This window comes from Pseudoxanthomonas sp. (genome assembly GCF_027498035.1).
Taxonomy (GTDB): Bacteria; Pseudomonadota; Gammaproteobacteria; order Xanthomonadales; family Xanthomonadaceae; genus Pseudoxanthomonas_A.
Window position 1 is genome coordinate 1,780,178 of the sequence record NZ_CP114978.1, and the last position, 22,144, is coordinate 1,802,321.

Below are 22,144 nucleotides of genomic sequence, written 5' to 3' on the forward strand. Positions count from 1 at the left end.
GGCCACCGCGGCCGTCGAAAACCTTACTGCATCCGACCCGGCAGATTGGCGGCGTTTGCTGTCGGGCAGAGGCGAAAGCTTCAGGTATCGACCCAAAACGCAGCAGAGTCTGCCGCGCAACGGCCAGCGAAAACGTACCAAAACGTAGTAGGCGCAAGGGCTTCAGCGCCAATCACCGGCCGGCGCCGCGGACAGGGCGGCAGATTCTGCCAAGCCGGGGACCTGTACGCGCACGCGCCCCGGAACGGACCCCGGACGCAGGCCATGCGCGGGGCCTACGAGGCCGCCGGCGCGTCCTGCCAGCCGCCGCCCAGCGCGGCCATCAAGGCGCTGCTCGCCTGCAGTTGGCGGGTGAGCACCTGCTGCAGGGCCAGCTGGGCCACGCGCGCGTCGGTCTGGGCGGTGACCACGTCCAGATAGCTCGCCGCACCGGCGTCATAGCGATTGCGGGCGATCTGTTCGGCCGCGGTCGCGGCGGTCACCGCGTCCTGCAGATCAACCTGCTGCAGGGCCAGCTGGCGCAGCTCGGTGAGCTGGTCCTCGACCTGGCGGATCGCGTGCAGCACCACGCCACGGTATTGCGCGGCGGCGGCGTCGAACTCGGCCTGCGCGCCCTGCTTGAGTGCCTTGCGCTTGCCGCCATCGAAGATCGGCAGGGTCGCCACCGGCCCCAGCGCCCAGTAGCGGTTGCCGGCCGCCAGCAGGTTGCCGCTGCCGGCGGTCTGGCCGCCGAGCAGCGCACTCAGGCCCAGCTGCGGGAACCATGCCGCGCGCGCCACGCCGATGCCGGCATTGGCGGCAAACACCCGGCGCTCGGCCGCAGCGATGTCCGGACGACGCTGCAGCAACGCACTGGGCAGTTCCAGCGGCACCTGCGGCAATGTCGGCTTGCTGCCGGCCGCCAGGGTGAAGCCGCTGGCCGGCTGGCCGACCAGTTCGGCCAGCGCATGCAGGGCCAGTTCGCACTGGGCCAGGTTGTCGTCACGTTCGGCCTGGGCGCTGGCCAGCTGGTGACGCGCGCGGACCACATCCAGCTCCGGGGCGATATCGCCCTGGTAGCGGTGTTCGGTCAGGGCCAGCGCCTGGCGGTAGTCGTCCAGGCTGGCTTCCAGGATCTGGCCCTGGGCCTGCAGCCCGCGCAGTTGCAGGTAGAGCGCGGTCAACTGTTGCTGCAGGCTCAGGGTGGCCGCGGCCAGGTCGTCGCCACTGGCGCGCGCGCGGGCATGGCCGGCGGCGGCGAGATTGCGCAGTCGACCCCACAGGTCCAGGTCGAAGGACAGCGACAGGGTCAGCGTGTTGCTGTCGTATTCGTCCGGCTGGGTGGTGCCGCGCAACGGACGGCGGTCGGACTGGCGCTGGCGCACGGGCGAACCGCTGGCATCGAGCTGCGGGAAGCGGGCGCTGGCGATTTCGCCGGCCGCGGCGCGGGCCGCATCGTAATGGGCCACGGCCGCGGCCAGGGTCGGGTTGGCCTGCAACAGCTGCTGCTGCAGCTGGTCCAGTTGCGGGTCCTGGTAGCGCTGCCACCAGCGGCTGTCCGGCGACGGGTTGGCCGCGGCCGGACCGGCGGACGCGTAGTGCGCCGGCAGCGCCTGCGGCGGCACCTTGTAGACCGGCGCCAGCGAGCAACCACCCAGCGCCAGGGCCAGCGTCGCCAGCAGCGGCCTAGGCAGCGGACGCATGGGCGGCTCCCTTGTCCGGGGCGGCGATGCGGACCGGGTCGCCTTCGCGCAGAGCATCGGGCGGGTTGTCGATGACGTGTTCGCCGGCCTTGAGGCCGTGGTCGATCTCCAGCGTGCTGCCCAGGTCCATGGCGATGTGGATGTCGCGCAGGTGGACGTGGTTCTGTTCGTCCAGCACCGCCACCTGGGTGCCGTTGGCGCGGAAGATCAACGCGCTGGCCGGAATCCGCATGCGTCCGTCGGCGGCCGGCAGCGGCAGTTGCACCTGCGCGTAGGCGCCGGGCAACAGCGCGCCGTCAGCGTTGTCCACGACGAACTGCGCCAGCAGGCTGCCGGAACTGCGGTCGACCGCGGCCGAGTCGCCCTGCAGCACCGCGTCGAAATACCGGCCTGGCTGGTCCGGGACCTGCAGGCGCGCGTGCAGGCCATGGGTGATGGCGCCGGCGTAGCTTTGCGGGATCGGCACCATCAGCCGCAGCTTGCGGGTGTCGGCGATGTCGAACAGTTCGCGACCACTGTCATCGGCCCGGACCAGCTGGCCGACATCGGTCAGGCGCGCGGTCAAGGTGCCTGCGAACGGCGCGCGCAGGGTGCGGTAGCTGCCCAGGTCGGTCAGGCGTTGGTAGTCGGCCTGCGCCGCTTCGACGCTGGCGTCGGCAGCCAGGGCTTCGGCATGCTTTTCGTCCGACTCCTGGCGCGACACCGAGTGGGTGCCCAGCATCTGCAGCCAGCGCGTGGCGCTGGTGCGGGCCAGGCTCGCGTTGGCCTTGGCGTGCAGCAGCGCGGCGTGGGCCTGGGCGATCTGCTGGTCCAGCTCGGGGCTGTCGATCTCGGCCAGCAGCTGGCCGGCGACCACCCTGGTGCCGATATCGGCATGCCAGGCTTTCAGGTAACCGCCTACGCGGGCGTGGATCGGTGCCTGGGTCCAGGCCTCCAGGTGCGCCGGCAGGTCCAGGTGGCTGTCGCCACCGTGCCCGCTCACCGCGGCCCAGCGGACCACCGGCAGGGCCTGGTCGGCAGTCCATTGGGCGACGTCATGCGCGCGATGGGCGCGCAGGCCCAGGCCCGCACCCACCAGGACCAGGGCGATGAGCAGGCCGGCGACCAGCGGCCGGCGCGCGGAGGTCCGCGGCTTCAAGGTGTCAGACATGGAGGGGCTCTTCCGAAGTGGCGGGACGGGAACGACGCGCGTGCACCAGTGAAAACACGACCGGCACGAACAGCAGGGTGGCGCAGGTGGCCAGCAACAGCCCGCCGATCACCGCGCGGCCCAGCGGCGCGTTCTGCTCGGTCGACAGGGCGGTGGGCAACATGCCCAGGATCATCGCCAGCGCGGTCATGCAGACCGGGCGGAACCGGGTGAAGCCGGCTTCCATCGCGGCCTTGAGTGCATCGCCGTGCACGGCCAGGCGTTCGCGGCAGAAGCTCACCACCAGGATCGAGTTGGCCGTGGCCACACCCATGCACAGGATCGCGCCGGTCAGGGCGGGCACCGACAGCGTGGTGCTGCTGAGGAACAGCATCCAGACGATGCCGGCCAGGCCCGCCGGCAGCGCGGTGATGATCACGAACGGATCGGTCCAGGACTGGAAATTGACCACCAGCAGCAGGTAGATCAGGCCGATCGCGCCGATCAGGCCGAAGCCCAGGCCGCCGAAGGCTTCGTGCAGCGCATCGATCTGGCCATGCAGGCCGACGCTGGTGCCCTTGGGCCGCAGGCTGCTGGTGTTGTCGAGCACCTTCTGGATATCGCTGGCCACCGCGCCCAGGTCGCGACCCTGGATGTTGGCGTACAGGTCCAGCGATGGCGCGATGTTGTAGTGGCTGACCACCGCCGGCGTAGTGGTGCGATGGATCTGCGCCAGTCCCCCCAGGATCTGCGCACTGCCGCCACCGCTGCCGGTGATCGGCATAGCCTGCAGCGCCGGCAGGCTGTCCAGCAGGTATTGCGGGGTGGCCGCGACCACGTTGTAGGACACGCCGTTCTTGGGGCTCAGCCAGAACGCCGGTGCGACCTGGCCGCTGCCGGCCAGCGAGGACACCATGCTGCTGGTGACGTCGCGCTCGGTGATGCCCAGGCCGTCGGCGCGCAGGCGGTCGACATCGACCTTCAGGCTCGGATAGCCGTCGGCCTGCTGCAGGCGCAGGTCGGCAATGCCCGGCACCTGGCGCAGTCGCCGCAGCAGTTCTTCGGCATACACGCGGTTGCCCTGCGCGTTGGTGCCGGAGATGCGCACGTCCAGCGGCGCTGGCGCACCGAAGTTGAGGATCTGGCTGCTGGTGTCGGCCGGAAGGAACGCAAAGGTGGCGCCTGGGAACGCAGCCGGCAGCACCTCGCGCAGGCGCTTGACGTAGCCAGCGACATCGCCGTGCCTGGGCTTGAGCGAGAGCTGGATATCGCCATCCTGCGGACCGACCGTGCCCGAGCTGCTGTAGGCGATGTTGATGCCGGTGAACGGCAGGCCCAGGTTGTCCACGACCGTGTCGGTCTCGGCCGGCGGCACCACCTGGCGGATCTTGTCCTCGATCCGGTCGAACGCCGCGGCGGTCTCTTCGATCCGGGTGCCCAGTGGCAACCGCACATGCAGCGAGATCGCGCTGGCCTCGGTCGCGGGGAAGAAATCCTCGCCCAGCGCCGGCACCAGGGCGAAGGACACCAGCACGCAGGCCAGGAAACCGATCACGAACGCCTTGCGCTGGCCCAGCACGCCTTCCAGCAGCGCCAGGTAACGGTCACGGACGGCGGAAAACCCCTGTTCGAAGCGCTGCTGCAGGGCCACCAGCCTGACCTTCCAGTCGCGCCTGGGCGCGGGCTGGTCGCCTTCGTGGTGGTTGAGGAACGGCGCCTCGGGATGATGGCCCGGGCCAGCTTCCGGCCGATGCGGCTTGAGCAGGAACAGCGCCATGGTCGGGATCAGCGTGCGCGACAGGAAGAACGAGCTGACCAGGGCGAAGATCACCGCCAGCGCCATCGGCCGGAACAGATAGCCGGCGATGCCCTGCAGCATGAACATCGGCACGAACACGATGCAGATGCACAGCAGCGACACCAGCGCCGGGCCGACGATCTGCGCGGCACCGTCCAGGATCGCCTCGCGCACGCCCTTGCCCTGTTCCAGGTGCCAGTTGACGTTCTCGATGGTGACGGTGGCATCGTCCACCAGGATGCCGACCGCCAGCGCCAGGCCACCCAGCGTCATCACGTTGAGCGTCTGCCCGGCCACCGACAACAACGCCAGGGCCGACAGCACCGCCAGCGGGATCGAGGTGGCGATGATCAGGGTGGAACGCCAGCTGCCCAGGAACACCAGGATCATCACGCTGGTCAGCAGCGCGGCGATGATGCCTTCGCGGGCGACGCTGCCGATGGCGTCGCGCACGAAGGTCGAGGCATCGCCCAGCAGCGAGATCTTCAGCGACGGCGGCAGGGTTTCCTGCAGCTGCGGCAGCATCTTGCGGATATTGCTGACCAGCGCCAGCGTGGACGCATCGCCGTTCTTCAACACCGACATCAACACCGAGTGGCCGCCATCCACGCGCACGATGTTGGTCTGCGGCGGCGAGCCGTCGCGCACGTGGGCCACCTGCCCCACCGTGACCACCGCGCCATTGACGGTACGGATGGGCAGCTCGTTCAAGGCCTCGATCGCATCGGGGCTGTTGTTGAGCAGCACCGTGAATTCCTTGGTGCCCAGCTTGATCGTGCCGACCGGCGTGATCTGGTTCTGCGCGGCCAGCGCGTTGCCCACGTCCTGCGCCGACAGGCCCTTGGCCGCCAGCGCCTGCGGGTCCAGGTCGAGCATGATCTGGCGCTGCTTGCCGCCATAGGGCGCCGGAATGGCCAGCCCGGCGATGGAGGTCAACGGCGGGCGGACGCTGTTCTGGGCCAGGTCGCGGATCTGCGATTCGCCCAGGGTCGGGCTGGAGAACGCCATCTGCAGGATCGGCACCGTCGAGGCGCTGTAGTTGAGGATCAGTGGCGGGGTGATGCCCGCCGGCATCTGCTTGACCACGGTCTGCGAGATCGCGGTGATCTGCGCGTTGGCCATGCGGATGTCCACGCCGGGCTGGAAGAATACCTTGGTCACGCCCACGCCGGGCAGCGATTGCGACTCGATGTGTTCGATGTCGTTGACCGTGGTGCTGAGCGCGCGTTCGTACGGGGTGATCACGCGGCCGGCCATGTCGCCCGGCGACAGGCCCGTGTACTGCCAGACCACGGCCACCACCGGGATGTCGACGCTGGGGAATACGTCGGTGGGCGTCCGCATCGCCGCCAGCGGCCCCACGATGCAGATCAGCAGGGCCAGCACCACGAAGGTGTAAGGCTTGTTGAGTGCGGTTCTGACCAACCCGAGCATCTAGACGACTCCGTCACCGGTGCACCACTGGAGCAGTGGCGATGGCAGGGAGTGTGGATAGGTGCGATTAACAGCGATGTTTGGCCTGGATGAAACTTATTTCATGTTGGCCGGCGCGGTGCCTACAGCAGCACCTGTCCGCTGCCGCAGTGCAGGCGCACGCGCGCGCCGCCCAGCGGGCTACTGTCCAGCGCGACTTCAAACCCGTGCAGCCCGGTGATGGCCGCCACGATCGACAGGCCCAGGCCGAAGCCGGCACGCGTTTCGCCCGCTTCACTGCGGTAGAAGCGCTGGAACACCGCGGCGCGCTCGGCTTCCGGCACGCCTGGCCCGGAATCCTGCACCTGGACCAGCGCGCCGTCCGCGCTGGGCTGGGCCGACAGCAGGATCCGTCCCCGCTCCGGGGTGAACTTGATCGCGTTGCTGAGCAGGTTGCCCAGCGCCTCGAACATCAAGCCACGGTCACCCGGCACCGGCACCAACCCGTCGTGCAGCAGCAGCTGCAAATGCTGCTGCTTCTGTTCGGCCAGCGGCACGTAGAAGGCATGCACTTCCTGCAGCAGCGCGGCCAGGTCCAGCGCGACGAAGCCGGAGCGACGCTGGTGGTCTTCCAGTTCGGAGATGCGCAGCAGCGCGCGGAAGCGCGCCATCAGCAGGTCGGTTTCGTCCAGCACGTGCTCCAGCTGCAGCGCCTGGGCACTGTCATCCTCAGCCTGGCTGCGCATGCGGTACAGCTGCGCGCGCAAGCGGGTCAGCGGCGTGCGCAGGTCGTGGGCGATGTTGTCGCAGACGCCTTTGACTTCGTGCATCAAGCGTTCGATCCGCTCCAGCATCGCGTTGACGATGCTGGCCAGCATGTCCAGCTCGTCGCGCTGGACCGACAGCGGCAGGCGCTGGCCCAGGTCACCGGCAACGATGCGCTCCACGCTGTCCTGGATCGTGCGGATCCGGCGCAGCGGCCGCCGTCGCAACAGGTGCCAGCCGATCAGGCCCGGGATCACGGTCAGCAGCACGCCCCACACCAGTGCGTCCAGGATGATGCGGGTCACCGCCATCAGCGAGCCGTTGTCGCGCACCAGCACCAGCAGGCGATCATCGCTGGTGCGCATGGCCAGCGCCTCGCTGCTGCCATACGACCGCCCGTTGGCGCCGGTGCGCTTGCCCAGGTGATGGATCCGCCCGTCCAGGGTCAGCCCGGCGGGGATCGAGTGCATCTGGCCGTACTGCGGCGTGCCATCGAGCGCGAACAGGCCGTACGCGTCGATGCCATGCACGTCATAGCGTTTGTTGCCCACCAGCGCCTGTTCCAGCGCCTGCCCGCTGAGCTGTTCGAACAGGTGCGCCCGCTGCAGCAGGCCCTGCTGGGCCAGGCCGTCCAGGTAATCGGAGACCTTCCAGTACATCACCCCCATCAGCAGGCAGCACCAGGTCGCGAACAACAGCGAATACAGCGCCAGCAGCCGGCTGGTGGACGAACGCCAGCCTTCAGACAGGTTCGGAAAGGACATAGCCAGTACCGCGCACGGTGCGGATCAGGGCGACGCTGCCGGGCGGGTCGAGCTTCTTGCGCAGGCGGCCGATATGGACGTCGATCAGGTTGGTGCCGGGATCGAAGTGGTAACCCCAGACTTCCTCGAAGATCATCATCCGGGTCAACACCTGGCCTGGGTTGCGCAGCAGGAATTCCAGCAGTTTCAGCTCGGTCGGCAGCAGGTTCAGCGCGCGGCCGCCGCGCGTGGCGGTGTGGGCCAGCAGGTTCAACTCCAGGTCGGCCAGCCGCAGCACCGCCTCGCTCGTGGCCACCATGGCCTGCTGGCCGCGCCGCAGCAGCACTTCGACCCGCGCGGCCATCTCATCGGAGGCGAAAGGCTTGGTCAGGTAATCGTCGCCGCCGGCACGCAGTCCCAGCACGCGTTGGTCGACATCGGACAACGCGCTGATCATCAGCACCGGCGTGTCGATGCCCAGCGTGCGCAGCGTGGTGACGATGGCCAGCCCATCCACGCCGGGCAGCATGCGATCCAGGGTGATGGCGTCGTAGTTGCCTGACATCGCCTTGACCAGGCCTTCGCGGCCGTCGGCGACCAGGTCGACATCGAGGCCACGGCCACGCAGTTCGGCGGCGATTTCCTGGCCGGTGACCGAATCGTCTTCGATGGACAGGACGCGGGGCATGGACGGACGTGGGTTGCGGAACGAAGGAGGCGGCCACCCAGGACGCGCGTGGATCGGCGCCTTCATAGTGCCATGCCGATGCCAGGCGACATCGACGCATGGCCGCTGCGGTTCAGGCTGTCGTGCCGAGATCTCGTCGAAACACCACCAGCACACCACCCGCATCCCGCTGCCGCAAGGCCATTGCCCGCGGGATGCGCAGCGGAACCTGCCAGCCACACTGGAACAACACGGCGCGGCGCGCCTAGACCAGCGATTTCATCGAGACATCCACCTTGACGATGGGCGACTTGATGACGATGTACGAAAAATACTTGCTGATGCCGATGTCGCGGTCGAGCAGCTGCTCGATCAGGCCCTGGTAATGCGCCACGTCGCGCACCACGAACTTGAGCAGGTAGTCGAAGCCCCCGCTGACCAGGTGGCATTCGTTGAGCTCATCGACGCTGCGCAGGCCAAGCTCGAACTTGTCGAAGTCCTCACGCCGGTGGTTGACCAGCGTGACCGAGGTATAGACCACCTGCACCCGGAACAGCTTGGCCAGGTTGATGCGCGCACCGTAGCCGGTGATGTAGCCCGCGCGTTCCAGCCGCTTGACCCGGGCCAGGCACGGGCTGGCGGACAACCCGACGCGATCGGCCAGGTCGGCGTTGGTGACCCGGCCGTTGCGTTGCAGCTCCGCAAAGGATGTTGATGTCGATGCGGTCGAGCTTGGGCAGTTTGTCCATCATCGTGGCGGGATCACGCCGCTCCGCTGCATCTGGTCGGGGACGCTGGAGCCGCGGGGTTCGATGTGGGGGAGGATCACGAGCTTGTCGTACTTCTTCAGGGACTGGAGCGCGCCGGGGGACTCCGGGAACGTCGGCCAGCTGCGCACCGACCGGCCGTAGTTTTCGCATTCATCCACCGAAACCGCAACGTCCCTTTCCCTGGCCGGGCGCTTGCGCACCACCCACGACGCCCGCCCATGGCCTGGCATGCCGCCCTGCCCCGGCGGCCGGATCAGGGCCAATCGGCCATTGACCAGGGCATGACCATCGCGTCATAGGTATCGCGGGGCCGTCCACAAGGATGCAAGACTGGACCGGCCCCGACAAACCCCTGTAAACCGATCGCGTAGCATGCCGCGACCTGCCCGCCCCCCACCACCAGAAATCCCTGCCTCGCCATGCGCCATTCCGCTGTGTTGTCGTACCGCCACGTTTTGATGGAAAGCAGGTCCGGGACAGGCACAGCGCCGCTGGCCGCGCTGCTGCTCGGCATCGCACTGTTGCTGGGCGGTTGCCAGGGCAAAGGCGAAGCGCCAACCGCCAAGGCCAAACAGGTCGAAGTCCTGGTCCTGAAACCCGAAGCAGTCGCGCTGGATGCCGAACTCGCCGGGCGCACCGTGGCTTCGGAAGAATCCGAGGTGCGGCCGCAGGTCAGCGGGGTGCTGCTCAAGCGCCTGTTCACCCAGGGCGACACGGTCAAGGCCGGGCAGCCGCTGTTCCAGATCGAACCCACGCTGTACCAGGCCGCGGCCAACGAAGCCCAAGCCAACCTGGCCACCAGCCAGGCCGCGCTGGTCACCGCCAGACTGCAGGCACAGCGCTACGAAGCGCTGGGCAAGCAGCAGATGATTTCCCGGCAGGACGTGGATGATGCGGTGGCCACTTACAAGCAGGCGGCCGCCAGTGCCGATGCCAGTCGCGCCGCGTTGGATACCGCACGTACCAACCTGCGTTTCGCCACGGTCACCGCACCGATCAGTGGCCGCATCGGCCGCGCCGCGGTGACCCCGGGCGCGCTGGTCACCGCCAGCCAGACCGATGCCATCGCCAAGATCCAGCAGCTGGACCCGATGAACGTGGACATCACCCAGTCCGGCAACCAGTTCCTGGCGCTGCGCCGGGCCATCGCCAATGGCGGCGTGCAGGCCTCCACGGCCCCGGTGACGCTCAAGCTGTCCGATGGCAGCGACTATCCGGTGGCCGGCACGCTGGAATTCGCCGACATCGACGTCGATGAAACCACCGGCAGCATCACCTTGCGCGCGCAGTTCCCCAATCCTGACGGCCAGCTGCTGCCGGGCATGTACGTGCGTGCGATGGTCGGCCAGGGCGTGCGCCAACAGGCGCTGCTGGTACCACAGACCGCCGTGGATCGCACTCCGCGCGGCGACGCGCAGGCCTGGGTGGTGGGCAGTGACGACGTGGTCCACCTGCGCGAGTTCAGGACGGTGCGCGCGGTCGGCAACCGCTGGCTGGTGGCCGATGGCCTGCAGGCCGGCGACCGGATCGTGGTCAGCGGTTCGCAGGGATTGAGCGATGGCGCCAAGGTGACCGTGACCACCCAACCGGCCACCGCTGCCGCCACCCAACAGGGCTGACCGATCCATGCTGCCGCGCTTCTTCATCCACCGGCCAATCTTCGCGTGGGTGCTCGCGATCGTCATCATGGCCATGGGCGCCATCGCGATCCGCACCCTGGCCGTGGAGCAGTACCCGGACATCGCCCCGCCGCAGGTCAATGTCACCGCCACCTACAACGGCGCTTCGGCGCAGACGGTGGAAGACAGCGTCACCCAGGTGATCGAGCAGCAGATCAAGGGCATCGACCACCTGCTGTATTTCTCATCGACCAGCTCCTCGTCGGGGCAGGCGCGCATCAGCATCACCTTCGACCAGTCCGCCAATCCGGACATCGCCCAGGTCCAGGTGCAGAACGCGGTCAACCAGGCCCTGAACCGGCTGCCGCAGGAGGTGCAGGAACAAGGCGTCACCGTGGCCAAGTCGCAGGGCGACAGCCTGATGGTGGTGGCCCTGTACGACACCACCCGCAAGATGTCGCGCGTGGACGTAGCCGATTTCCTGGTCAGCAACCTGCAGGACCCGATCAGCCGCATCAGCGGCGTGGGCGAGATCAACGTGTTCGGCGCGCAGTACGCCATGCGCGTATGGCTGGACCCGCACAAGCTCAACGCCTACCAGCTGATGCCCAGCGATGTGCGCAGCGCGATCGAGGACCAGAACACCCAGGTCACCGCTGGCGAGATCGGCGCGCTGCCGACCGGCCCGGACCAGGCGCTCAACGCCACGGTCACCGCGCAGTCGCGCCTGCAGACGCCAGAGCAGTTCCGCAACATCATCCTGACCACCCTGCCCAGCGGTGCAAGCGTGCGCCTGGGTGATGTGGCCCGTGTCGAGATCGGCGCGGAGAACTACCAGACCAGCAGCTTCCTCAACGGCTATCCGGCCTCGGGTTTCTCGGTGTCGCTGTCCTCGGGCGCCAATGCGCTGGCCACTGCCGATGCGGTGCGTGCGGAAGTCCAACGCCTGTCGCCCACCTTCCCACCCGGCATCAGGATCGCCTACCCGCGCGACAGCACGCCGTTCGTGCGGGTGTCGGTGGAAGGCGTGGTCCACACGCTGATCGAGGCCATCATCCTGGTGGTGGTGGTGATGTACCTGTTCCTGCAGAACGCCCGCGCCACGCTGATCCCGGCGATCACGGTGCCGGTAGTGCTGCTGGGCACGTTCGGCGTGCTGGCGCTGGCCGGTTTCACCATCAACACGCTGACCCTGTTCGCGATGGTGCTGGCGATCGGCCTGCTGGTCGATGACGCCATCGTGGTGGTGGAAAACGTCGAACGGATCATGCACGAGGAGCACCTGCCCCCGCGCGAAGCCACCGAAAAATCGATGGGCGAGATCACCGGCGCGCTGGTCGGCATCACCGTCGTGCTGGGCGCGGTCTTCCTGCCGATGGCGCTGTTCGGCGGCTCGACCGGCATCATCTATCGCCAGTTCTCGATCACGATTGCCTCGGCCATGGCGCTGTCGGCGTTGATCGCACTGACCCTGACCCCGGCGCTGTGCGCGACCCTGCTCAAGCCGGTGGAAAAGGAACGCAAGCCGGGCCGGTTCTTCCGCTGGTTCAACCGTGGCGTGGAACGCACCCAGGGCGCCTACCGGCGCCGGCTGGGCACCGTGCTCGGCCAGCCCAGGCGCTGGATGGCGCTGTACCTGGTGATCGCGGCGGTGATGGTGGCGCTGTACCTGCGCATGCCGACCGGCTTTTTACCGGTGGAGGACCAAGGCCAGGTGATGGTCCAGTTCACCACGCCCGAAGGCACGCCGATGGCGCAGACCGAAGCGTTGGCCGAGCAGATCAGCCACTACTTCCTGGCCGAAGAGAAAGCCAACGTGGATGCGGTGTTCCTGGTGGTCGGGCGCAACAACGCCGGCACCGGCCAGAACGCAGGCCAGGGCTTCCTGGCGCTCAAGCCCTGGGGCACGCGCAACCGCGACAACACCGCCGCGGCGATCATCGACCGCGCCAACAAGCACTTCGCCCAGCTGGGCAATGCCAAGGTCAGCGTGCTGTCGCCGCCGGCGGTGCGCGGCCTGGGCCAGTCCAGCGGCTTCGAGCTGTGGATGCGCGATACCGATGGCGCCGGCCGGACCGCGCTCAACATCGCGCAGGAAAAAGTCCTGCAGCAGGCCAGCAACGATCCACAGCTGACCGCCGTGCGCCTCAACGGACTAGGCGACAAGGCCCAGCTGCAGGTGGACATCGACCACGCCCAGGCCAGCGCGCTGGGCCTGGCGCAGAGCGACATCAATGCCACCCTGGCCACTGCCTGGGGCGGCAGCTACGTCAACGATTTCATCGACCGTGGCCGGGTCAAGCGCGTGTACGTGCAGGGCGATGCGCCGTATCGCGCCCTGCCCGAGGACATCGACCAGTGGTATGTGCGCGGCAGCAGCGGCCAGATGGCGCCGTTCGACAGCTTCGCCAGCATCCACTGGACCCGTGGCCCGCAGCTGCAGCAGCGCTTCAACGGCCTGCCCGCGGTGCAGCTGCAGGGCAGCGCGGCGGCCGGCGAAAGTTCCGGCGCGGCGATGCAGAAGATGCAGGACATCGTCGCCACGCAGCAGGGTTTCGACCTGCAGTGGAGTGGCCTGTCCTACCAGGAACAGCTGTCCAGCAACCAGACGCTATGGCTGTACGGCGCCTCGATTGCCTTCATCTTCCTGTGCCTGGCCGCGCTCTATGAAAGCTGGTCGATCCCGATCGCGGTGCTGATGGTGATCCCGCTGGGCGTGCTGGGCACGGTCGTGGCGACCACGCTGGCCGGCTTCGTCAACGACATCTATTTCCAGGTGGGCCTGCTCACCACGATTGGCTTGTCGGCAAAGAACGCGATCCTGATCGTGGAGTTCGCCGAAGCCGAAGAGAAAGCCGGCCGCTCGCCGATCGCCGCCGCGCTGGAAGGCGCACGCCTGCGCCTGCGCCCGATCGTGATGACTTCGCTGGCGTTCGTTGCCGGCGTGATCCCGCTGGCGCTGTCCACCGGCGCCGGCGCGGCCAGCCGCCGCGAGATCGGCATCAGCGTGATCGGCGGCATGTTCACCGGCACGCTGCTGGCGGTGATGCTGGTGCCGCTGTTCTTCGTGCTGGTGCGCAGGGCGCGGCCGGGGCAGGCCCAGGACGGCCACGCGACCTGAGCGGGCAGCTGATCAATCAAGCCGGCCGGCCACGGGCGACGCCAGGCTTCCACCCTGCGCGGCCACGGCGAACAGCGTCTCGCGCAGCCACCGGTGCGCGGCATCGTCCGCGTGCCGGGGATGCCAGGCCGCACTCAGGCTGAAGGCGTCCACCTCCAACGGCACCGGCAGCAGGTCCAGCCGGTCGGCGAAGCGCGCCAGGAATCGCCGGGGCAGCACGCACACGCAATCGCTGGCCTCCAGCACCAGCGGCGCCAGGTGGTATTGCTGCACCGACACCGCCACCCGGCGCTGGTACCCCTGGCGCTTGAGCAGGTCATCCATGAATCCATGGAAATGGCCGCCATCCCCGGACACGATCACATGCAGTAGCGCGCTGTACTCGGCCAGGTCCGGCGGCGCCAGGCCGCGCGGATGGCCCTTGCGCTGGGCCATCACGTAGGACTCGCGCAACAGCGGGCGCGCCTGCAGGCCCGCGGGAATGGAAAAATCGGCAGCGATCACCAGGTCGGCCTGGCCGCTGTCCAGCCGCGCGCCCAGCTGCGCCGACGCCACCGACTGGAAGCCCAGCTGCACCTTCGGCGCGCACGCGGTGATGTGGCGGATCAGGTCGATGCCCACCATCACCATGCCGTTGTCGCTGGCCACCAGCTGGAAGCGCCGCGCGTCCTGGCCGGGATCGAAGCCCACACCCTGCCCCATCGCCGCCTGCACGCCTTGCAGCGCCGCTCGCAGGCTGGGGCGGATGGCCAGCGCGCGGGCGGTCAGGATCATGCCGCGACCGTGGGTGGCGGGCACCAGCAGGCGATCACCGGTGAGTTGGCGCAGTCGTGCCAGTTGCGCCGACAGCGCCGGCTGGCTCAGGTGCAGACGTGCCGCGGCCCGGGTGACGTTGGCCTCCTCCAGCAGTACGTCCAAGGCACCCAGCAGCGCCAGGTCGGCCCCTCGCCAGGCCGAGAACATATCCACCATATTGATATCTTCCATACTGACAATCGATTTCAAAGATACCAAGCATGTCCCCAGACTGGCGCCCCGCTCACTGCAGGCGCGCCGGGCACGGCCCGCCACCGAAGCCCGCCATGCCCCAACCCGAACCCGAACGCCGCGCCCTGCGCCCCCTGGCCAGCGCCAATTTCGCCGTTGGCGGCATGTCCTATGGCGTGGTCGGCGCGCTACCCGGCTTGGCCGAGGCCTGGCGCATCTCGCCGGGCCGCGCCGCCCTGCTGATGGCCGGCTTCTCGATCAGTTTCGCCGTGGGCGCGCCGGCGCTGCAGATGCTGCTGGGCCACCTGCGCCGACGCACGCTGCTGCTGGGCGGCCTGTGGATCATGACGGCAGCCACGCTGGCAGCGGCCTGCGTACGCGATTTCCACTGGCTGCTGGCCACGCGCGTGGTGGCCGGGCTGGCGGCCGGGGCGGTCAGTCCGGTCGCCAACGCCATCGGTGCTGGGTTGGCGCCGGAAGCACGTCGCGGCAAGGCGCTGGCGGTGGTGTTCGCCGGGGTCACCCTGGCCAGCGTGGCCGCCGCGCCCCTGGCCGCGGTCCTGGCCCACGCGCTGGGGTGGCGCGCGGTGCTTGTCGCCCTCGCGGCGATGAGCGCGGGCAGCGCAACGTGGATCTGGCGCTCGGTGCAGGACCACGCGCGCGGCACCCGGCCGCGCCCGGCCGACCTGCTGGGCCTGCTGCGACGCCCGGCGCTGGCGACCGGCCTGGCGGTGATGGTGCTGCAGACCGCGGCCTTCTTCACCACCTATACCTTGATCCTGCCGCTGCTGGCCGAACGTTTCGGCGTCGGAGCGGCGCACGGCGGGCTGGCCCTGCTGGTCTTTGGCCTCACCGGCGTGGCCGGCAACCTGCTGGCCCAGCGCGTCTCGCTGCGGCATTCGGCTGATGCGCTGTTGCGCCTGGTGATGGCCGTCGCCGCGCCGGTATTCGTCGCCATCGCCCTGCTGGCGGCCCTGCACGGCGAGGACGGCCTGCGCCAGGGCGCGCTGCTGGTGCTGCTGGTGGCCTGGGCGCTGGCCCAGGACCTGTTCTATCCCTCGCAACTGCGTCGGGTGGTGTCACTGGAGCCGCTGCACACCGGCATGGCGATCGCACTGAATTCGTCCTGCATCTTCCTGGGCATCGCCCTGGGCTCGGGCCTGGGCGGCCGCCTGTCCGACCATGTCGGCCTGGTGGCGCTGGCACCGGCGTCGGCCGTGCTGACCGGGCTGGCGTTCGTCGCACTGGCCGCATCGCGGCGCCTGGCGGCCGACAAGCCTCACGCCGGAATGCCCGCGGCGTGTCCAGCCAATCCCAGGCATTGATGCCAGCAAGCGCGCCGTGATGCGCCCGGCCTTGCGCCGGACGCTGCAGCGCCGCCCTTTTACCCGCAGGCAGCAGGCATGCGCGATCCCGGGATGGGGCATCATCGAAAGCCTGCGCATGACGCGCCGCACTTCTCAAGGACCCATGATGACCTTGTCCCGCATTGCATTGCCATTCCTGTTGCTGCTGGCCAGCGCTGGCCCGATCGCACAGGCCGCCACGCCCACGGCCATCACCACCATCGAGACCGGCGAACTACGCGGCAGCACCGCGGGCGGCGTCACCGCGTTCAAGGGCATTCCATTCGCGGCACCGCCGATTGGAGAGCTGCGCTGGCGTGCGCCGCAGCCCGCAGCGAAATGGAGCGGCGTGCGCGATGCCACGCGCTACGCGGCCGATTGCATGCAGAAGCCCTTCCCCAGCGATGCCGCGCCACTGGGCACCACCCCTGCCGAGGACTGCCTGTACGCCAATGTGTGGAAGCCGACCCAGGCCAGCGGCAAGCTGCCGGTGATGGTGTGGATCTATGGTGGCGGCTTCGTCAATGGCGGCGCCTCGCCGCCCACCTATGCCGGCGCCGCGCTGGCGGCGCAGGGCATCGTGGTGGTCAGCTTCAATTACCGGGTCGGTCGCTTCGGCACGTTCGCCCATCCACAGCTGAGCGCGCAGGACCCCGATCACGGCCTGCTGGGCAACTACGGCTTCATGGACCAGCTGGCGGCGCTGCAGTGGGTCCAGCGCAACATCGCGGCCTTCGGCGGCGATCCATCGCAGGTCACGATCATCGGCGAGAGCGCAGGCGGCATGTCGGTGCACACGTTGGTGACCTCGCCGCTGGCGCGCGGGCTGTTCCAGCGCGCGGTGGTGCAGTCCGGTGGTGATGCCGGCGCGTCCAAGGGCACGCTGGATTCGGCCGAACAGGTTGGCGTGCGTTTCGCCCAGGCCAACGGGATTGCCCCGGATGACCCACAGGCGCTGGCCAGGCTGCGTGCCTTGAGCGCCGAACAGGTCACCGGCGATCTCAACCTGTCCGCGTTGTTCATGCCCAGCAGCACGCCGCCGATCTTCAGCAGCCCGGTCACCGACGGCAAGCTGGCCATCGACCCGGCGGCCGCCTACACCGCCGGCGCGTTCAGCAAGGTGCCGATGATGATCGGCGCGACCAGCGACGACATCGGCGGCAAGGACGGTTTCATGGTTGCCGGCGCGCGCAAGGCCGCCAGCCTGGTCGTGGGCCAGGGCGTCCCGACCTGGTACTACCGGTTCTCGTACGTGGCGCAGCCGGCGCGCACGCCGCAGACCCAGGGCGCGGGGCACGCCAGCGAGATCCCGTTCTTCTTCGACACCGTCGACGCCAAATACGGCAAGGCCGCCACGGCGCAGGACCGCGCGGTGGGCAGGCTGGCCAGCGGCTACCTGGTCAATTTCGTCAAGACCGGCAACCCCAATGGCGCCGGCCTGCCCGCCTGGGCACCGTACAGCGACCGGACCCACGCCATGCTGGACCTGACCGCGACCGGCAAGGCGGTGCCCGCGCCGGACCCCTGGGCGCCCTGAATCCGGCCGCAGGCGGGCGTCCGCTCGCCGTGCCAGGGCGGCGACCCCGCCCGCCCTGTCACGGCGGTGTAAACTGCCGCTCTTTTAGCTAGTCCGCAGCATGGCGAAGGCCCCTGAACGGGCATCTGTCCTGGGCCCGGCGTTCATTCGCCAACTGACGCGCCTGACCGATGTCGACGTTCCCCACACCACTCGCGTCCCCACGCTCACCGAGCGGTTGAGCCAATGGTTCGACTGGAACCGGGCCGTGGCGCTGTCCAGGGCGCTGGACGGGCAGCCGTCCGTGGCCGCCGGCGAGCCGATCCCCGCCGCAGATGCACAACGCCAGGACTGCACGCGCGTGCGCGGCGCCCTGAGCGAAGCCATCCGCGCCGACCGGGAGTTCGCCGCCCCTGCAGCGGTACAGGACCTGCCCGCGCCTCCCGACAGCATCGCCATGCCGGCCGAAGCCGACTTCAGCCGGCTGCGCCGCCGCTACCTGGACCACCAACGCGCGATGCAGGCCGCCACCGGCCGGCTGCGCGGCCAGCTGCGCGACATGCTCGCGCGGCAATCGGAACAGCAGGCCCGCCTGGCCGAGGTCGATGCGGTCATGGAGCTAACCCTGAGCGCGCGCGAGCAGACCCTGCTGGCCACGGTGCCGAACCTGTTGAACGCGCATTTCGAACGCCTGCGCGACGCCGCGCAGCAGGCTTTCACCGCTTCCGACGAAACCCCTGACGTCCCTGCCGCAGCCTCTGGCGCCTGGCTGGCCGTCGTCCGCAACGACATGCAGCGCCTCTTGCTGGCCGAACTGGATGTGCGTTTCCAACCCATCGAAGCGCTGCTGGCAGCGCTTCGCCCCCAATCCCCGGGATCCCATGTCTAGAAACATCCTCAATGCCGCCGTGTTCCTGGCCGGCCTGCTCGCCGTGTGCTGGATCGGCGTGGGCTACATCGGCTCCAATCCGCTGGGCGCGGTAGTCGCGCTGGTGATCGGCGCCTGCTACGTGGCCGGCGCGCTGGAACTGCACCGCTACTGCCAGGCCACCGCCACGCTGGTCGCCGCGGTCGCCGATGCCGATGCCGCCAAGACCAGCCTGGGCACCTGGCTCGACCGCCTGCACCCGGGCCTGCGCAACGCCGTGCGCCTGCGCGTGGAAGGCCAGCGCGTGGCCCTGCCGGCACCGTCGATGACACCGTATCTGGTCGGCCTGCTGGTGCTGCTGGGCATGCTGGGCACCCTGCTCGGCATGATGGCCACCCTGCGCGGCACCGGCCTGGCGCTGGAAAGCGCGACCGACCTGCAGGCCATCCGCGGTTCGCTGGCCGCACCGGTCAAGGGACTCGCATTCGCCTTCGGCACCTCGATTGCCGGTGTCGCAACCTCGGCGATGCTGGGCCTGCTGTCGGCGCTGTGCCGACGCGAACGGCTGCAGGCCGTGCAGCAGCTGGATGCACGCATTTCGACCACGCTGCACAGCTACTCGCACGCCTACCAGCGCGAGGAAGCCTTCAAGCTGCAGCAGCGCCAGGCCGAACTGATGCCCGCCCTGGTCGACCGCCTGCAGGCCATGGTCGCCACCCTGGAACAGCAGAACCTGGCCGCCAACGAACGCCTGCAGGCCAGCCAGGCCGAATTCCACACCCGCACCGAAACGGTTTACACGCGCCTGGCGTCGTCGGTCGAGCAGTCGATGAAAGCCGGTGTGGCCGAAAGCGCCGCCGCCATCTACACCGCGCTGCAGCCGGTCATGGACAGCACGCTGGCCGGCCTGGCGCGCGAAACCGCCGCGATGCACCAGACCGTGACCCACGCGGTCGACCAGCAGCTCGCGGGCCTGTCGACCGGCTTCGTCGCAGCGACCGCCGCAGCCAGCGAAAGCTGGCAGACGGCACTGGCCACGCAACAGCACGCCAACGAAACGATGGCCGGCGATCTGCGCGGCGCGCTGGACGCCTTCGGCGGCAGCTTCGAGCAGCGCTCGGCCACGCTGGTGGACCACGTCGCCACGCGCCTGGATGCCACCGCCGAACGCTGGAGCAGCGCGCAGGCCGGTCAGCAGCAGGCCAACGAAGCCCTGGCAACCGATCTGCGCGACACGCTCGCCGCCTTCACTGGCGCGTTCGAACAACGCTCGACCGCGCTGGTGGATGGCGTCGCAACCCGCATGGATGCCACCCACGCACGCTGGAGCGAAGCCCAGGCCGACCACCAGCGCGTCAACGCGGCGCAGGCATCCGACCTGCGCGAAGCGCTGGTCGCGTTCGGCCAGACATTCGAACAGCGTTCGGCCGCGCTGGTGGACAGCGTCGCCACGCGCCTGGACGCCAACGCGGACACCACCGCCAACGCTTGGAACGATGCACTGTCACGGCAGCAAGCGGGCAACGACGCACTCGCCGCGCGCAACCAGCAGGCGCTGGACGCCGCCGCGGCCACGTTCGAAACCCACGCCGCTGCGCTGGTCGGCAAGATGCAGCAGTCGCATGAGGCCCTGCAAGCCGCGCTGGAAGCGCGCGACGTGCAGCGCCTGCAGGCCTGGACCCTTTCGCTGGAAAGCATGACCGGCACCCTGCGCGACCACTGGGAAGCCAGCGGTGCGCGCGTGGCCCAGCGCCAGCAGGACATCTGCGACACGCTCGCCACCACCGCCGGCGAAATCACCACGCGGGCCCAGGCCCACGCCCGCGACACCATCGCCGAGATCTCGCGCCTGGTGCAGGTCGCTTCCGAAGCACCCAAGGCCGCGGCCGATGTCGTGGCCGAGCTGCGCCAGAAGCTCTCCGACAGCATGGTCCGCGACACCGCCATGCTCGACGAACGCAGCCGCCTGCTGGCGACGCTGGAAACGCTGCTGGACGCGGTCAACCACGCCTCCACCGAGCAACGCACTGCGGTCGATGCGCTGGTCACCACCTCGGCCGATCTGCTCGACCGCGTCGGCACGCGCTTCACCGAACACCTGCAGGCCGAGACCGGCAAGCTGGGCGCGGTCGCCGACCAGGTCACCGGCAGCGCGGTCGAAGTGGCCAGCCTGGGCGATGCCTTCGGCGCGGCCGTGCAGTCGTTCGGCGAAGCCAACACCAGCCTGGTCGAACGCCTGCAGGGCATCGAAGGCGCGCTCGACAAGTCGCTGGCGCGCAGCGACGAACAGCTGGCGTACTACGTCGCCCAGGCGCGTGAAGTCATCGACCTGAGCATGCTCTCGCAGAAGCAGATCATCGAGGAACTGCAACTGCTGGCAGGCCGCCAGGCCGCCGCCGGGGCCGCTGCGGCATGACCGACGAGATCGAGCTGGAGACCGACGCGGCCGCACCGGTCTGGGCGGTGTTCGGCGACCTGATGTCGGTGTTGCTGGGCGCGTTCGTGCTGATCCTGGTCGGCGTGATCGGCGTGCAGCTGCAGCTGTCCCACAAGCTGGACGAAGCGGTCAGGCAACAGCAGTTGGAAGCGCAGCGCCGAAAGACCCTTGAGCAGGCGCTGGCCGGTCCACTGGCCGCCGGACGGGTGACCCTGGTCGATGGCCGCATCGGCATCAACGGCAGCGTGCTGTTCGCGCTCAACTCCGACCAGCTGCAACCCGAGGGTCGCGAGGTACTCAAGAGCCTGGCCGGCCCGCTGGCCGCGTACCTGAAATCGCGCGACGAAATGCTGATGGTCAGCGGCTTCACCGACGACCGCCAGGTAAGCACCGGCAACCGCCAGTTCGCCGACAACTGGGAACTGTCTGCGCAGCGCGCGTTGACCGTGACCCGCGGCCTGATCGCCGAAGGCGTGCCGGTCGACGCGGTGTTCGCCGCCGCGTTCGGCGCCGGCCAGCCGGTCAGCGCCAACCGTGATGAAGCCGGGCGCGCGAAGAACCGTCGCGTGGAAATGTCGCCGGTGCCCAAGCGCGCCGAGCCCACTGCCGATGCGCGCTGACGCCTGCACCGCACGCACGACGCTGGAGGCCTGGCGCGTACAAGGCGCCGACCGCCTGGACCCGCTGCGGTTTCATTTCATGGATGCGCTGGAACGTCGTGCCGCCGGCCACGCTGGCGACGTGCGACGCCAGCTGGATGACAGACTGTCCGGGCTGCTGCAGGCCTATGCCGACGATCTGGCCAGCGCGCCGGGCCACGCCACGGATATCGCCGATGCCGCCACGCGGGAATTCCCTGCGCGCGGCCCCCTGGCCGAGCTGCTGGATCGCCTTTCCGGCGATGCGGCGATGCTGGGCAACGCCGTGACCTCGATCAGCGCCACACCGCAGCCGGCCGCGTTTCCGGAACTGCCGGCGCTGGAATCCTTCCGCAGCACCTGGAGCAAGATCCGCAGCGACAGCCAGCTGCGGCAATCACTGCAGCAGCTGCCCGAGGACGCCGGCCCGCTCAATTCCGGCGTACTGGTCCACCGCGCCATCGCGCTGATGCGCGATGTGGCGCCGGGCTACCTGCAGCATTTCCTGTCCTATGTCGACAGCCTGTCCGGCCTGGAGCAGCTGCAACAACTCGGCGCACTACCCGTGCAGGAAGCGCCGATGACCGAAGCGGCCGCCAAGCGTGCGCGCAGGAAACCCCGCAAGCCGCGCGGATGACGGGCCTG

The 22,144-nt window shown here is 69.0% G+C and carries 15 protein-coding genes and 1 pseudogene; 8 read left to right on the forward strand and 8 right to left on the reverse strand.

The window, feature by feature from the left end; all coding sequences use genetic code 11:
- Nucleotides 1-275 precede the first annotated feature (275 nt).
- The 7 genes and pseudogenes from O8I58_RS07760 to O8I58_RS07790 all read right to left on the reverse strand — a co-directional run bounded on the left by O8I58_RS07760 (nt 276) and on the right by O8I58_RS07790 (nt 9,230).
- Nucleotides 276-1,682 (reverse strand): efflux transporter outer membrane subunit, encoded by a 1,407-nt coding sequence (locus O8I58_RS07760; protein WP_298322019.1) that lies wholly within the window; start codon nt 1,680-1,682, stop codon nt 276-278.
- Nucleotides 1,666-2,832: an efflux RND transporter periplasmic adaptor subunit gene (locus tag O8I58_RS07765; RefSeq protein ID WP_298322021.1), complete on the reverse strand. Its 1,167-nt coding sequence runs from the start codon at nt 2,830-2,832 to the stop codon at nt 1,666-1,668. Before O8I58_RS07765 ends, O8I58_RS07760 begins: the two co-directional genes overlap by 17 nt.
- Entirely contained in the window at nt 2,825-6,043 is a 3,219-nt protein-coding gene (locus O8I58_RS07770; RefSeq protein ID WP_298322023.1) for an efflux RND transporter permease subunit, read from the reverse strand. Before O8I58_RS07770 ends, O8I58_RS07765 begins: the two co-directional genes overlap by 8 nt.
- 122 nt (nt 6,044-6,165) lie before the next feature.
- Nucleotides 6,166-7,551, reverse strand: a complete 1,386-nt coding sequence (locus O8I58_RS07775; protein WP_298322024.1) for a sensor histidine kinase — start codon at nt 7,549-7,551, stop codon at nt 6,166-6,168.
- Nucleotides 7,529-8,218: a response regulator transcription factor gene (locus O8I58_RS07780; protein WP_298322026.1), complete on the reverse strand. Its 690-nt coding sequence runs from the start codon at nt 8,216-8,218 to the stop codon at nt 7,529-7,531. The genes O8I58_RS07775 and O8I58_RS07780 overlap by 23 nt, the downstream gene beginning before the upstream one ends.
- 244 nt (nt 8,219-8,462) lie before the next feature.
- Nucleotides 8,463-8,946, reverse strand: a pseudogene (locus tag O8I58_RS07785) (winged helix-turn-helix transcriptional regulator).
- Nucleotides 8,946-9,230, reverse strand: a complete 285-nt coding sequence (locus tag O8I58_RS07790) for an HAD family hydrolase (protein ID WP_298322029.1) — start codon at nt 9,228-9,230, stop codon at nt 8,946-8,948. Before O8I58_RS07790 ends, O8I58_RS07785 begins: the two are co-directional and overlap by 1 nt.
- 195 nt (nt 9,231-9,425) lie before the next feature.
- Between O8I58_RS07790 and O8I58_RS07795 the strand changes: the two genes are divergently transcribed.
- Both O8I58_RS07795 and O8I58_RS07800 read left to right on the forward strand, forming a co-directional pair.
- Nucleotides 9,426-10,586 carry an efflux RND transporter periplasmic adaptor subunit gene (locus tag O8I58_RS07795; protein ID WP_298322031.1) on the forward strand — a complete coding sequence of 387 codons (1,161 nt, stop codon included), beginning with the start codon at nt 9,426-9,428 and terminating at the stop codon, nt 10,584-10,586.
- Nucleotides 10,587-10,593: 7 nt separating this feature from the next.
- Nucleotides 10,594-13,707: an efflux RND transporter permease subunit gene (locus O8I58_RS07800; RefSeq protein WP_298322033.1), complete on the forward strand. Its 3,114-nt coding sequence runs from the start codon at nt 10,594-10,596 to the stop codon at nt 13,705-13,707.
- 12 nt (nt 13,708-13,719) lie between these two features.
- On the opposite strand, the gene O8I58_RS07805 is transcribed toward O8I58_RS07800, so the two are convergent.
- Nucleotides 13,720-14,694 carry a LysR family transcriptional regulator gene (locus O8I58_RS07805; RefSeq protein ID WP_298322035.1) on the reverse strand — a complete coding sequence of 325 codons (975 nt, stop codon included), beginning with the start codon at nt 14,692-14,694 and terminating at the stop codon, nt 13,720-13,722.
- 95 nt (nt 14,695-14,789) lie between these two features.
- Between O8I58_RS07805 and O8I58_RS07810 the strand changes: the two genes are divergently transcribed.
- The 6 genes from O8I58_RS07810 to O8I58_RS07835 all read left to right on the forward strand — a co-directional run bounded on the left by O8I58_RS07810 (nt 14,790) and on the right by O8I58_RS07835 (nt 22,136).
- The gene (locus O8I58_RS07810) at nt 14,790-16,019 is read left to right on the forward strand and encodes an MFS transporter (protein WP_298322037.1); all 1,230 of its coding nucleotides are present in this window, start codon (nt 14,790-14,792) and stop codon (nt 16,017-16,019) included.
- A gap of 148 nt (nt 16,020-16,167) precedes the next feature.
- On the forward strand, nt 16,168-17,577 hold the full coding sequence (locus tag O8I58_RS07815) for a carboxylesterase/lipase family protein (RefSeq protein ID WP_298322039.1): 1,410 nt from the start codon (nt 16,168-16,170) through the stop codon (nt 17,575-17,577).
- A gap of 100 nt (nt 17,578-17,677) precedes the next feature.
- Entirely contained in the window at nt 17,678-18,445 is a 768-nt protein-coding gene (locus O8I58_RS07820) for a DUF3348 domain-containing protein (RefSeq protein ID WP_298322041.1), read from the forward strand.
- Complete coding sequence (locus O8I58_RS07825) at nt 18,438-20,840, forward strand: DUF802 domain-containing protein (protein WP_298322043.1); 2,403 nt, start codon at nt 18,438-18,440, stop codon at nt 20,838-20,840. Before O8I58_RS07820 ends, O8I58_RS07825 begins: the two co-directional genes overlap by 8 nt.
- Nucleotides 20,837-21,481 (forward strand): OmpA family protein, encoded by a 645-nt coding sequence (locus O8I58_RS07830; RefSeq protein ID WP_298322045.1) that lies wholly within the window; start codon nt 20,837-20,839, stop codon nt 21,479-21,481. Before O8I58_RS07825 ends, O8I58_RS07830 begins: the two co-directional genes overlap by 4 nt.
- Nucleotides 21,471-22,136, forward strand: a complete 666-nt coding sequence (locus O8I58_RS07835; protein WP_298322048.1) for a DUF2894 domain-containing protein — start codon at nt 21,471-21,473, stop codon at nt 22,134-22,136. The genes O8I58_RS07830 and O8I58_RS07835 overlap by 11 nt, the downstream gene beginning before the upstream one ends.
- Nucleotides 22,137-22,144: the final 8 nt, after the last annotated feature.